This window comes from Brevundimonas sp. (genome assembly GCF_035998205.1).
In the GTDB taxonomy this organism is placed as follows: Bacteria; Pseudomonadota; Alphaproteobacteria; order Caulobacterales; family Caulobacteraceae; genus Brevundimonas.
On sequence record NZ_DASYHT010000006.1, the window covers coordinates 867281 to 880137 of the forward strand.

Sequence of the window (12857 nt, forward strand, 5' to 3'; positions counted from 1 at the left end):
GCGCCGTAGAATCAAAGAGTTGAGTGGGGCGCCTGTCCGGCTTGCCGGGCAAAAGACTCCGGGCGCCGCGCAATCCTTGCCGCTGCGGGAGGCGTCGCCGTGTCTCTGAACCTGATCATGAACACCTCGACGTCCGGGCTGATGACCGCCCAGACGCAGCTGCGCGTGGTCTCGGACAACGTCGCCAACGTCAACACGCCCGGCTACGTCCGCAAGATCGCCGACCAGGTGGCGATGACCAGCCAGGGCATCGGCTCCGGCGTCGATGTGGTGCGGGTGCGCCTCGCCACCGATCGCTTTCTTCAGGCGGCGGCGATGAGCGCCAGCTCGGAGGAAGCCCGGCAGGGCGTTCGCTACGAGCTCTACGACCGCGTGCAGTCCCTGTTCGGCGATCCCGGCGGGACCTCCGGCTTCTTCGCCCAGGTCGACGACGTGTTTTCGGCCTTCACGAGCCTCGCCGAGGAGCCCACGTCCACGCCGCGGCGTCAGGACGCGCTCTACAAGGCGCAGGCGGTCTTCGATGAGGCCTCGCGGATCTCGACCCAGATCCAGTCGGTGAGAGCGGATGCGGACAGCCGCATTCGCAGCGGTGTCGAGCAGGTCAACGACCTGCTGAGCCAGATCGAGGCGCTCAACGACGAGATCGCCCGCTCAAAGGCCACGGCCAGCGACGCGTCCGGCGCCGAGAGCGCCCAGGCGGCGCTGCTCGGCGAGCTGGGCAAGCTGATGGACATCCGCACCTCGGTGCGGGACCTCGGCGGCGTCACCGTGCGATCGGGGTCCGGCACCCTGCTGGCCGGACGGGGACATGCCGTGCTGGAGTACGGATACTCCGGCGAGGTCCAGGCCGAGACCATCTTCGGCGACATCTTCATCACCGAGCCCCGCGGCGCGAAGCGCTCGCTGATGGACGATCTGACCTCCGGCGAGCTGCGGGGACTGGTGGAGGTGCGCGACACCGAGGCTCCGGCCGCGGCCGAACGTCTGGCCGAGTTGATGACCCGGGTCGCCGACGAGCTCAACCGCGCCCACAACGCGAACTCGGCGGCGCCGCCGCCCAACAGCCTGACCGGCCGCAATGTCGGCCAGACGTTCGACACGGCGATCGCGGGCTTCACCGGCAACAGCAGCGTGGTGGTCACCAACGCCGCCGGCATCGTTCAGGCCCGGGCCGACATCGTCTTCTCCGGCGGGACCATGACGGTCAACGGGGCCGGGGCCACTCCGGCGACCTTCCTGGCGACCCTCAACGCCCAGCTGGGCGGGACGGCCACCGCCAGCTTCGCCAACGGCGTGCTCAGCCTGCAGGCCACCGCGGCGGCCAACGGGGTGGCTGTGATCGACGACCCGGCCGCCCCGTCCAGCAAGACGGGCCGGGGCTTCTCGCACTTCTTCGGCCTGAATGACCTGGTCACAAGCAGCGCTCCGGCGCTCTACGAAACGGGCATGACGGCGGCGTCCCAGCATGGCTTCGCCGCCGGTCAGACGCTCAGCTTCCGCTTCTACGCCAGCCACGGCGGCGTCATGCGGGACATCCAGGTCACCGTGCCGCCGGGGGGCGACATGGCCAGCCTGCTGGCGCAGCTCAATAGCCCGGTGAACGGCGTTGGCCGCTTCGGCAGCTTCACCCTCGACGCCAACGGGGCCATGACCTTCGCCAATGTTACCGGGGGCGACTGGCGTATGGCGGTCGCCTCGGACCAGACGGAACAGACCCCGTCCGGCGTGTCCCTGAGCACCCTCTTCGGCATTGGCGGCGGAACGCGAGCCTCGCGCGCCGACAGCTTCTCGCTGCGCACGGATGTGCAGCGCAATCCCGCCCTGCTGGCCCTAGGCCAGGTCGATCACGCTGCCGCGGTCGGCGGACTGGCGATCACGCCCGGCGATGGGCGGGGCGCCCAGCGCCTCTCGCTTGCCGGACAGAACAATGTGCGTTTCGAGGCCGCCGGCGGCGGCATCGGCGGCGTGCTGTCGGTGTCGCGCTACGCCTCTGAGCTCTCCGGCGAGATCGGTGGTCTGGCCGCGACGATGAAGCGCCAGAAGGACGCGGCGGCGTCCGTCTCTGCCGAGGCCAAGGCCCGCCAGGTCGCCCAGGAAGGCGTCAACCTCGACGAGGAGCTGGTTCTTCTGACCACCTATCAACAAGCCTTCAACGCTTCTGCCCGGATGATCCAGGCGGCGCGTGAGATGTACGACGCGCTTCTGGGGATGGTGTGATGACCCGCATCTCGACCTACGGAAACTATCAGTCGGCCCTTTTGGACCTGATGCGGGCGCAGGAGCGGCAGCTTGACGCCAACCAGCGCGTCTCGAGCCAGAAGGTCGCCACCGACCTGCGCGGGTTCGGCCGCGGCGCCGAGACGCTCACCGCCATGAAATCCGCCGAGTCGCGCGTGCAGGGCTTCATCGACACCGGCGAGGCCGTGGCGGCCCGGCTCACCACCCAGAACCTCGCCATGGGGCGGATGGGGGAGGGGGTGCAGGGCGCGCGCGAGGCCATCGCCAACGCCCTCGCCTCGGGGCGTCTCGACGGTCTGGTTCAGGAGGTTCAGACCTTCTTCCAGATGGTGCAGGACGGCCTGAATAGTCGGCACCAGGGGCGCTACCTGTTCTCCGGCGGGCTGGTGAACACGCCGCCGGTCAACACCAACGCCATGGCCGACCTGTCGGCGCTGGCGTCTGCGGCGGACGCCTTCGACAACGACAATCTGCTGACCGACACCCGCCTCGACGAGGGAACCGCCATCCGCACCGGCTTCCTCGCGAACGATCTCGGCCTGGAAAGCTTCGAGATCTTCCGCGACATCCAGGTGTTCCACGACGCCACGCCCCTGACGGGCCAGCTGGACGCCGCGGCGGAGGCCTTCCTCAAGACCGCCATGACCCGCCTCGATGAGGCCTATGAGAACATCACCAACAACAACGCCCGCAATGGCGGCATGCAGAACCGGGTCGATGCGATCCTGACGTCGCAGCGGGCCCAGCGGGACTCCCTCGCCGAGATCGTCGGCAAGCGCACCGACGCCGACATGGCCGCCGCTGTGACCGATCTGGAGGCGGCCCAGATCGCCCTGCGCGCTTCGGCCCAGGTCATCACCGGCCTGCGCGACACCTCGCTGCTGAACTTCCTGCGCTAGCGGTCGCCTTTGCGGCCGCGCGCCGTTGCCGCAGATCCGCAGCAACGCTGGACACGTCGAACGCACTGGAACATAAGGCGAACATGGCGCGCCTTGACCTGCGACAGAAGCTTTCGATCCTCGCCGACGCGGCCAAGTACGACGCCTCCTGCGCCTCGTCCGGGGCCGGCGGGCGCACCTCGCTAGGCGGCAAGGGCATCGGCTCCACCGAGGGTATGGGCATCTGCCACGCCTACACGCCGGACGGCCGCTGCATCAGCCTGCTCAAGGTGCTGCTGACCAACTTCTGCATCTATGACTGCGCCTACTGCATCAACCGGGCGAGCTCGAACGTGCCGCGGGCCCGGTTCACGGTCGAGGAGGTGGTCGACCTGACCCTGGCCTTCTACCGCCGCAACTACATCGAGGGCCTGTTCCTGTCCTCAGGCGTGATCCGCTCCGGCGACCACACCATGGAGGAACTGGTGCGCGTGGCCCGAAGCCTGCGCCAGGATCATGACTTCCGCGGCTACATCCACCTCAAGCTGATCCCCGAGGCGGATCCGCGGCTGGTCGAGGAGGCGGGGCTCTATGCCGACCGGCTCTCGGCCAACGTCGAGCTGCCGCGTGAGGAGGCGCTGACGCAGCTGGCCCCGCAGAAGGACGCGCGCGCCATCCGGGCGACGATGGGGCGGGTACGCCTGAAGACGCTGGAGGCGCGGCCCGATCGCAAGGCCCGGACGCGGCCGCCGCGCTTCGCCCCGGCCGGGCAGAGCACCCAGCTGATCGTCGGCGCCGATGGCGCCCCGGACGCCGAGATTCTCGATCGCAGCGCTGCGCTCTACGGCGGCTTCGGCCTGCGGCGGGTCTACTATTCGGCTTTCAGCCCCATCCCTGACGCCAGCGCCGCCCTGCCGCCCTCGCGTCCGCCGCTGATGCGCGAGCACCGCCTCTACCAGGCCGACTGGCTGATGCGTTTTTACGGCTTCACCGCGCCGGAGATCGCCGGCGTCGCGCCGGACGGCATGCTGGACCTCGCGGTCGATCCCAAGCTGGCCTGGGCGCTGGCGAACCGCGCCCTCTTTCCTGTGGACGTGAACCGGGCGGATCGCGAGACCCTGTTGCGGGTGCCGGGGCTGGGCGTGCGCTCGGTCGGGCGCATCCTGTCGGTCCGTCGTCACCGGACCCTGCGGCTGGAAGACTTGGCGCGCCTGACCCGCTCGCTCGACAAGGTCCGGCCGTTCATCGTCGCGCTCGACTGGACGCCCGGGGGCCTGACCGACGCCGCCGATCTCAAGGCCCGTCTCGCCCCCGCCCGGGCGCCCGAGCAGCTCAGCCTTTTCTGATGCGTCGGGTAAGTCTGGCGCATGCGACCGACTTCGACGGCTGGCGGGCGGCGGCGCGTCGCCTCCGGCTGGAGGACGTCGAGCCGGCGCGGGTCCGCTTCGAGACGGGCGGGACGTCCCAGGCCGGCCTGTTCGATGAGCCTGCCGCGCCGCCGTCTCCGCCGCCGGCGGACGCTGCGGCTTTCGTCGCGCCCCGCGCCCTCGTCGAGCTGGGCCAGCTGGTGGCGCTGCACCGGTCCGAGGACCGCTTCGATCTGCTCTATCGACTTCTCTGGCGGCTGCAGGCCGAGCCGCGGCTGCTGCAGGTGGCGTCCGATCCCGATGTCGCCGACGCCATGGAACGGGCGAAGAATGTGCGGCGCGCGGCCCACAAGATGAAGGCCTTCGTGCGCTTCCGGGAGGTGGACGCCGCCGCGCGCACAAACGGCGAGGCGGCCTGGGTGGCCTGGTTCGAGCCGGCCCATCGGGTGCTCGAGCTCACGGCGCCCTTCTTCGTCCGGCGTTTCACCACCATGGACTGGCTGATCCTCACGCCCGACGGCCGTGCCCGCTGGGACGGCGCGCAGCTGAGCTTCGGTCCGCCGGCGGCGCGCGACATGGCCCCGGACGGCGACGAGTTGGAGGACTTCTGGCGGACCTACTACGCCGCCACTTTCAATCCGGCCCGGCTGCGCGTGAAGGCCATGCAGACGGAGATGCCCAAACGCTACTGGCGCGACCTGCCGGAGGCGGCCCTGATCCCGGAACTGATCTCCCGCGCCGGGGCCCGCACCGAGGCCATGGTGACGGCTGCACCTGCCGTCCCCAATGCCCGGCTGGCCCGGGCCGTGAAAGCGCCGGCGCCGGCGCCGGTCGACGAGGGCGCTGTCCCCGGGGATCTGGCCGACATCGCCGACGGACTGGAGCGCTGCCGGCGCTGTCCGCTGTGGCGCGACGCCACCCGCGCCGTGCCCGGGGAAGGCGGCGCCCGCGCCCGCCTGATGCTGGTGGGCGAACAGCCCGGGGACGAGGAGGATCTCTCGGGGAAGCCGTTCGTCGGGCCGGCGGGACAGGTGCTGAACGCCGCGCTCGCCGAGGCCGGCCTGGCGCGCGGCGATCTCTACGTCACCAACGCCGTCAAGCACTTCAAGCACGAGCCGCGCGGCAAGCGCCGGCTGCACCGGTCGCCGGATCCCGGTGAGGTTGGGGCGTGCGGTCACTGGCTGGCGCACGAGCGGCGGCTGATCCGTCCGCGCATTATCGTGGCGCTGGGCGCGACCGCGGCGCTGGCGATCCTCGGTCGCCGGGTGCCGGTGGCGGCGACGCGCGGCCAGCCCCTCGCCGGCCCGGACGGGGCCACGGTCGTGGTGACCTGGCACCCCAGCTACATCCTCAGGACGCCTGATGCTGCGGCGCAGGCCGCCGCCCGCGCCGCGCTGGCTGATGATCTGCGCCTCGCCGCCCGCCTCGCGGCGTGAACGAGAGTCAGGGTTGCGCTTTTTTCTCCGGCGTCGCCGGCGAGCGATAGGCATTTGCTGCGGCGCCGTTAGAGTGGGTCCATGACGCCAGCCGACTTCGACATCGCCGGGAAGGGGGACGCGGTGCGTCTGCGCCTCACCGGCGACTGGACGACCGGCGGCCTGGGCCGGACGGCCGGCCGGCTGGAGAGCGCCCTTGCCGGCGCCTCGTCAATCGAGCTCGACATCTCCGGCCTCGGCCGTCTCGATACGGCGGGCGCCCTGGCGCTCGTGCGGGCGTCGCGGTGCAGCCTTCCGGCCGAGGCCTGGGCGACCCGCCCGGAGGCCGGGCGCATCTATGCCATGGTCCAGCGTCTTGGCTGCGAGGGCGTGCCGCCGACGCGCCGCAGCGATCCGATCACCCGCTCCTTCGCCCGGATCGGCCATGGCCTGATCGACGCGGGCCAGGAAGCGATGCTGTCGCTGGCCTTCCTTGGTCGGCTGATCGTCGCCGTCGGCGTCATGTTGCGTCGGCCCGGCCGTATCCGCTGGCCCGCCTGGGTTAGCCAGACCGAGCGCGCCGGCCTCGACGCCCTGCCGATCGTGGTGGTCACCAACTTCTTCATCGGCGCCGTCGTGGCCTTCATTGGCGCAGACCTGCTGACCGAGTTCGGGGCCGCTGTATTCACGGTCGAGCTGATCGCGGTGTCGGTCCTGCGCGAGTTCGCTGTGGTGATCACGGCGGTGCTCCTCGCGGGACGCTCGGCGTCGGCCTTCGCCGCCGAGGTCGGCTCGATGCGGATGAACCAGGAGGTCGACGCCATGCGGGTGATGGGCGTGGATCCCTTCCAGGCGCTGGTGATCCCGCGACTGGCGGCGCTGCTCGTCATGCTGCCGCTGCTCACGTTCGCGGGCATGGTGGCCGGGCTGTTCGGGGGCATGGTGGTTGGCTGGACCCAGCTGAACCTCGGCCCGGCCTTCTTCCTCGACCGGATCGCGCAGATGCCGGATGTCACCAACCATCTCGTCGTCGGCCTGTCCAAGGCTCCGGTCTTCGCCCTCGTCGTCGCCGCCATCGGCTGCCGGCAGGGCATGGCGGTCGCCGGGGATGTCGAGAGCCTCGGCCGCCGGGTCACTGCGGCGGTGGTGCAGGCCATCTTCGCCATCATCCTGCTCGACGCGGTGTTCGCCCTGATGTTCCTGGAGCTGAACTATTGACGTCGTCGCCCGCTCCTGACGCTGCGCCGACGGCCCTCATCGAGGTGCGTGACCTGCTCACGCGCTTCGGCGAGCACACGGTGCACGAGGGCCTCGATCTCGATGTCGTCCGGGGGGAGGTGCTTGGCGTCGTCGGGGGCTCGGGCACGGGCAAGACCGTGCTGCTGAACTCGATTATCGGCCTGCGCGAGCCAGATGGCGGCAGCGTGCGCGTGTTCGGTCATGATGTGGCCGACCTCAGCGACGCCGCAGCGGCCGAGATCGAGCGCCGCACCGGCGTCCTGTTTCAGCAGGGCGCGCTGTTTTCCTCCCTCAGCGTGCTGGAGAACGTCGCCTCGCCGCTGGTGGAGCATACGCGCCTGCCGCGGCGCATGATCCACGAGATCGCCGAGATGAAGATCGCGATGGTCGGGCTGAAGCCGGAATCGCACGATCTCAAGCCCGCGGAGCTGTCCGGCGGGATGCGCAAGCGGGTCGGCCTCGCGCGCGCCCTCGCGCTGGACCCGGAGTTGCTGTTTCTGGACGAGCCGACCGCGGGGCTGGACCCGATCGGGGCGGCGGCGTTCGACGCCCTGATCCGGTCACTGTCCGATGATCTGGGCCTGACGGTTTTCATGATCACCCACGACCTCGATAGTCTTTACGCCATTTGCGACAAGGTGGCCGTCCTGGCTGACCGGCGGGTGGTGGCCAAGGCGACGGTCGACGAGCTTGAGCGATCCGATCATCCGTGGATCCGGGAGTATTTTCTCGGCCCCCGCGGACGCGCGGCGCACAAGGTCAGCTGAGGAGCGCGAGGATGGAACGAGACGCCCACTACGCCGCCGTCGGGATCGCCACCGTGGCGCTCATCGCCGCCCTGGCGGTGTTCACCATCTGGCTGGCCCGGCTGCAGTTCGACAGCGACTACGATGTCTATGACATCGTCTTCTACGGCCCTGTCCGCGGCCTGTCCGAAGGCGGCGAGGTGCACTTCAACGGCATCCGTGTCGGCGAGGTGACGGCCCTCAACCTCGATCCCGAGCAGGGCGACCAGGTCATCGCCCGGGTGCGCCTCGACGGCGAGACGCCGGTGCGCGTCACCAGCCGGGCCCAGCTGGAGCCCCAGGGAATCACCGGCCTGAACTACATCCAGATCACCGCCGGCAATCCGGAGAGTGCGCTGCTGAAGGCCCAGTACCCGGACAACGTCATCCCGGTCATCCAGAGCCAGCCCAGCCCGCTGGCGGAGCTGCTGAGCGGCTCGGGCACCCTGCTGGCCCAGGCCGTCGATGTTCTCAACCGGGTCAACCGGGTCCTGTCGGACGATAACATCCGCAGCTTCTCGACCACCCTCGCCAATGTCGAGGCGGTGTCGGCAGAGCTGGAGGCGCGGCGGGGTCTGCTGGCCGAACTCGAGACCACCCTGGCCAGCGCCAACCGGGCGATTGCGGCCTATGAGCAGGTCGCCATCACCACCAACGAGGTGGTTGATACGGACGCCCGTCAGGCCATCGCCAATATCAACGCCGCTTCCGCCCAGGCCCAGGCGGCGATGGAGTCGCTGAACCGCACCGTGACCGGGCTCGAGCAGCCGGTCGGCGATTTCGCCGAGACCGGGCTGCCGGAACTGACCGCGGCCATCCGCAGCCTGCAGGCGGCGACCACGGCGCTGGAGGCCCTCGTCGACGAGGTGCGCTCGAGCCCCCGCGACTTCATCGGTCGGCCGCCCGCCCGTGAACTGGAGGTCCAGCCATGATCCGCCTGCTTCGTCCCCTGTTCGCCCTTGGCCTCGCGGCGGCCGTCTCGGGCTGCGCCCTGCTGTCCACGCCGGAGCCGGTGCAGATGTACCGGTTCGGGGCCAGCGATCCGGTGACCGGCGTCGCGCCCGACGGTGCGATCGCTCTTGAGCTGCGGCCCGTCCAGTTCAGCGAGGCGTCGGCCGATGACCGGATCCTCGCCGTGACCGGCCCCGAAGCGGCCTATATCGGCGGCGCGCGCTGGGTCGAGCGCGCCCAGGACCTCTACCAGGAGTCGGTCGAGAACGCCTTTGCGGCGGAGGCCACGCGCGTGCGGCTCGGCGGACGGCGCGAGCTGTCGCGCTCGCCCCAGGTGCTGGACCTCGACGTGCGCACCTTCGAGGCGCGCTATCCGGCGCCCGGGGCGACGCCGACGGTCCGGATCGCGGTGCGCGCGCGCCTGCTGGACCGCGATGATCGGGAGGTGGTGGCGGACGAGGTCTTCACGGTGGAGCAGCCCGCCGCCGGCAATCGCGTGTCAGCCATCGTTTCGGCCTTCGACGCGGCGGTGCTGCAGGTCAATCGCGACATCGTCCGCTGGACCGAAGACCAGCTGAACTGAGGCCCGCGCCGCCGAGGCGGGCTGCTGTCAGGCGGCCCGCCGGACCAGTTCCACAACGCGCGTCATGCGGCCCTCCGTCTCGCTGGCGCGGGCGCGGATCGAGGCGAGGCGCCGTTCGGTCCCGACCAGAGCGTCGAGGGCGGCGTCCCGCGTCCGGGCCAGCGCGACGGAATCCGGCCGGATCTTCTTCGGCTTGCGGCCCGCCAGTCCGAGGCCCTGACGCCAGTCCTCGACCCAGGTGGACAACGCCGCCGCGGCGGCTGCCAGCTGGTCGGGGGCTGCATGCTCGGCGTTCTGCACGGCGCGGGCGAGCGGAAGCTGGGCGATCCCTGCCGCGCGGGCCGCCCGCAGGGCCTCGAGCCGACTCTCCAGCCGCGCCCGCTCGCCGGTGGCGTTGTCGTCAGCGCCGACAGTCTCGGCGAGCGCCAGCGCGTCCCCGGGCTCCAGCATTTCGCTGCGTCCAGCCTCGGGCTCCGCCGAAGGCGTGTCCCCGGCCTCAACGTCAGCCTCGATCTCGACCGTGGCCGTCACCGGACCTTCCTCGCCGGAGTCCGTCGCGGTCGTCGCTTGGGCGGGGGCGGCGCCCTCCTCGGCGTCCAGCGGCTCGCTCCGGCTGGCTTCCGGGCCCGGCAGCGGCGCTTCGTCGGCGTCCACGACCGGGTTCGTGGCCGGGGCGTCGTCGACCGCCGCGGCCGGGACGATCCCCGGCGCGGGGGTTGCGCGAAGCTGCGCCTCGCCCTCGGCCAGCGCGGCATCCACCTCGGCGATGGCGCGCACGGCCTCGGCGTGCAGGGCGTCCAGCGTGGTGCTGCGGCGCACCGCCGAGCGGCCGCGCTCGGCCAGGGCGGCGGCGGTGTCTCCGGCGCTGGCGGCGGCGGGCAGGTACAGGGCGCGGAAGCGCTTCAGGCGCGCCCCGCGCCCGTCGAACAGGCCGGCGAGGCCGCGGCGCGGCTCCAGCGCCGCGGGATCGAGGGTCTGCAGGAGGTGGGTCGCGTGGCGAACCAGATCGGTCGCCTCGACAAAATCGCCGTGGCGGGCCTCGGCCAGCAGGCGCTCGACCGCGTTCCGCAGGCTGACATGGGCCCGCTCCAGCCGATCAGGACCGGTCGCGGTCTCTTCAGCCGCCGTCAGATCGGCCGTTGCGACGAGGTTCGCCGCTTCAGGGTCGATCGACCCTTGCGATGTCGGTTCCATGCTCCACCCTCCGTCCGGCGCTTTACGGCCGGTTGGGCAGCACTATGCCAGCGTCTTCAGATTTGGCGAAATCGCGAAGCTGGCCTCGGTCTTCGACGTCACTTCGTCGACGGTGACCCCGTCGGCCAGTTCGATCAGCTCAAGCCCCGAGCCATCCGGCTTCACATCGAACACCGCCAGGTCGGTGATGATCCGGTCGACCACGCCGCGGCCGGTCAGGGGCAGGGTGCAGGCCTTCAGCACCTTGGACTGGCCATGCTTGTTGGCGTGCTCCATCACGACAACCACGCGCTTGACCCCGGCGACCAGGTCCATCGCCCCGCCCATCCCCTTCACCAGCTTTCCGGGGATCATCCAGTTGGCGATGTCGCCGCTTTCGGACACCTCCATGGCCCCGAGGATCGACAGGTCGATGTGGCCGCCGCGGATCATGGCGAAGCTGTCCGCCGACGAGAAGAAGCTCGTCTCCGGCAGCGCCGTGATGGTCTGCTTGCCGGCGTTGATCAGATCGGCGTCGACCTCGTCATCGTGCGGGAACGGGCCCATCCCCAGCATGCCGTTCTCCGACTGGAGGGTGACGTTCATGCCCTCGGGAATGTGGTTGGCCACCAGGGTCGGGATGCCGATGCCGAGGTTCACATAGAAGCCGTCCTGCAGCTCCAGGGCGGCGCGGGCGGCGAGCTCGTCGCGGGTGCGGGGCATGGTCAGGGCTCCTTGGCGGGGGTCGGGTCGGCGAGGGGGCTGACGCCGGCTTCGGCGAACACCTCCTTGGCGATCATCAGGGCGTTGAGGGCGTTGGGAAAGCCGGCGTACAGGGCGACCTGCATCAGGGCTTCGGTGATCTCGACCGGCGTCAGACCGGCGTTCAGGGCGCCGCGGATATGGCCGCGCAGCTGCTTGGCGGCGGTGCCCAGGGTGGTCAGCGCGGCCATGGTCACCAGCTGGCGCTGCTTCAGCTCCAGGCCAGGACGGGCGTAGACATCGCCAAAGCCGAACTCGACCATGAAGCGGGCGAAGTCCGGTGCGATCGGGGCCAGTCCGGCCTCGATGGCCCCCTCCAGCCGAGGGTCAAGCTCGGCCAGCCGGGCCGAGCCGCGGGCGCGGCGATCATCGCTCATGGGGTGGCCGGCGCCGGTTCGGGAGCCACAGCCGGGGCGGCCGGCGCGCCGCGATCGCGGATGGCGTCCTCGATGTCATCGCTGAGCGAGCAGGTGTTCAGCATGATGATGAACAGGAAGATCACGCCCCAGGTGAGCTTGTCGCTGATGCTTTTCAGGTGCGCCTTCACCTCGGCGCCTGACAGGTCCTTGTCGTCTGCGGACATTGCTGGCCTCCCCGATCCGGTTCAGACGCCTTCGCGCGCCCGGACCGTGCGTTGCTCGATGCGCTTTTCGAAGCTGCCCTGGATCAGCCGGTCCACGTAGATGCCCGGGGTGTGGATGTGGTCCGAATCCAGTGCGCCGACGGGCACGATCTCCTCGACCTCGACGACGCAGACCTTGCCGGCCGTGGCCATCATCGGATTGAAGTTCCGCGCCGTCTTTCGATAGATCAGGTTGCCCGCCTCGTCGGCCTTCCAGGCCTTGACGATGGACAGGTCGGCGACCAGCCCGGTCTCCATCACATATTCGCGCTCGCCGAAGGAGCGGACCTCCTTGCCCTCGGCCACCAGGGTGCCGACGCCGGTGGCGGTGAAGAAGGCCGGGATGCCGGCGCCCCCGGCGCGGATGCGCTCGGCCAGGGTGCCCTGCGGGTTGAACTCCAGCTCAAGCTCGCCGGCCAGGTACTGGCGCTCGAACTCCTTGTTCTCGCCGACATAGGACGAGATCATTTTCGCGATCTGCTTCGTCTCCAGCAGTTGGCCGAGGCCGAAACCGTCGACGCCGGCGTTGTTGGAGATCACCGTCAGGCCCTTGACCCCGCTGTCGCGCAGGGCGGCGATCAGGTTCTCGGGGATGCCGCACAGGCCGAAGCCGCCGGACATGACGGTCATGCCGTCGAAGGTCAGGCCTTCCAGGGCGGAGCGGGCGTCGGGATACAGCTTGCGCATGCGATCTCTTTTCATCGTCTGATGAATAACCGGGGCCTTCCGCTGATTAGGCCGGGCCGCGTCCGGGGGCAAGGGCGGGGGCGTCGCGGGTAACCCTAATCTTCGCCTCCGGCGCGCCGTCGCTGGCGGGGGCGAGGGCGCGAGGTTAAGAGGCGTT

The 12857-nt window shown here is 70.3% G+C and carries 13 protein-coding genes; 8 read left to right on the forward strand and 5 right to left on the reverse strand.

The features are described 5' to 3' along the window. Positions 1–99 precede the first annotated feature (99 nt). The 8 genes from flgK (at position 100) to VGN74_RS14370 (ending at position 9456) form a co-directional block, all read left to right on the forward strand. A complete protein-coding gene (gene flgK / locus VGN74_RS14335) occupies positions 100–2217 on the forward strand; it encodes a flagellar hook-associated protein FlgK (protein ID WP_327449376.1) in 2118 nt (705 codons plus the stop codon). Next, positions 2217–3137 (forward strand): flagellin, encoded by a 921-nt coding sequence (locus VGN74_RS14340; protein WP_327449378.1) that lies wholly within the window; start codon positions 2217–2219, stop codon positions 3135–3137. Before flgK ends, VGN74_RS14340 begins: the two co-directional genes overlap by 1 nt. 83 nt (positions 3138–3220) lie before the next feature. Beyond that, positions 3221–4462 carry a putative DNA modification/repair radical SAM protein gene (locus VGN74_RS14345; protein WP_327449382.1) on the forward strand — a complete coding sequence of 414 codons (1242 nt, stop codon included), beginning with the start codon at positions 3221–3223 and terminating at the stop codon, positions 4460–4462. Continuing rightward, positions 4462–5919 (forward strand): UdgX family uracil-DNA binding protein, encoded by a 1458-nt coding sequence (locus VGN74_RS14350; RefSeq protein WP_327449384.1) that lies wholly within the window; start codon positions 4462–4464, stop codon positions 5917–5919. Before VGN74_RS14345 ends, VGN74_RS14350 begins: the two co-directional genes overlap by 1 nt. Positions 5920–6000: 81 nt before the next feature. Next, the gene (locus VGN74_RS14355) at positions 6001–7116 is read left to right on the forward strand and encodes an ABC transporter permease (RefSeq protein WP_327449386.1); all 1116 of its coding nucleotides are present in this window, start codon (positions 6001–6003) and stop codon (positions 7114–7116) included. Next, positions 7113–7904 carry an ABC transporter ATP-binding protein gene (locus tag VGN74_RS14360; protein WP_327449388.1) on the forward strand — a complete coding sequence of 264 codons (792 nt, stop codon included), beginning with the start codon at positions 7113–7115 and terminating at the stop codon, positions 7902–7904. Before VGN74_RS14355 ends, VGN74_RS14360 begins: the two co-directional genes overlap by 4 nt. Positions 7905–7915: 11 nt before the next feature. Then, positions 7916–8854 (forward strand): MlaD family protein, encoded by a 939-nt coding sequence (locus VGN74_RS14365; RefSeq protein WP_327449390.1) that lies wholly within the window; start codon positions 7916–7918, stop codon positions 8852–8854. Continuing rightward, positions 8851–9456, forward strand: coding sequence for an ABC-type transport auxiliary lipoprotein family protein (locus VGN74_RS14370; RefSeq protein WP_327449392.1), 606 nt, complete (start codon positions 8851–8853; stop codon positions 9454–9456). Before VGN74_RS14365 ends, VGN74_RS14370 begins: the two co-directional genes overlap by 4 nt. A gap of 27 nt (positions 9457–9483) precedes the next feature. Here VGN74_RS14370 and VGN74_RS14375 read toward each other — a convergent pair whose 3' ends face one another. The 5 genes from VGN74_RS14375 to VGN74_RS14395 are packed head-to-tail and all read right to left on the reverse strand — an operon-like array spanning position 9484 to position 12700. Then, positions 9484–10650 (reverse strand): hypothetical protein, encoded by a 1167-nt coding sequence (locus VGN74_RS14375; RefSeq protein ID WP_327449394.1) that lies wholly within the window; start codon positions 10648–10650, stop codon positions 9484–9486. A 42-nt stretch (positions 10651–10692) separates the two neighbouring features. Next, positions 10693–11352, reverse strand: coding sequence for a 3-oxoacid CoA-transferase subunit B (locus VGN74_RS14380; RefSeq protein ID WP_327449395.1), 660 nt, complete (start codon positions 11350–11352; stop codon positions 10693–10695). 2 nt (positions 11353–11354) lie between these two features. After that, the gene (locus VGN74_RS14385) at positions 11355–11768 is read right to left on the reverse strand and encodes a carboxymuconolactone decarboxylase family protein (protein ID WP_327449397.1); all 414 of its coding nucleotides are present in this window, start codon (positions 11766–11768) and stop codon (positions 11355–11357) included. After that, positions 11765–11974, reverse strand: a complete 210-nt coding sequence (locus VGN74_RS14390) for a hypothetical protein (protein ID WP_327449399.1) — start codon at positions 11972–11974, stop codon at positions 11765–11767. The genes VGN74_RS14385 and VGN74_RS14390 overlap by 4 nt, the downstream gene beginning before the upstream one ends. A 21-nt stretch (positions 11975–11995) precedes the next feature. Continuing rightward, complete coding sequence (locus VGN74_RS14395; RefSeq protein ID WP_327449521.1) at positions 11996–12700, reverse strand: CoA transferase subunit A; 705 nt, start codon at positions 12698–12700, stop codon at positions 11996–11998. Between the last annotated feature and the right edge of the window lie 157 nt (positions 12701–12857).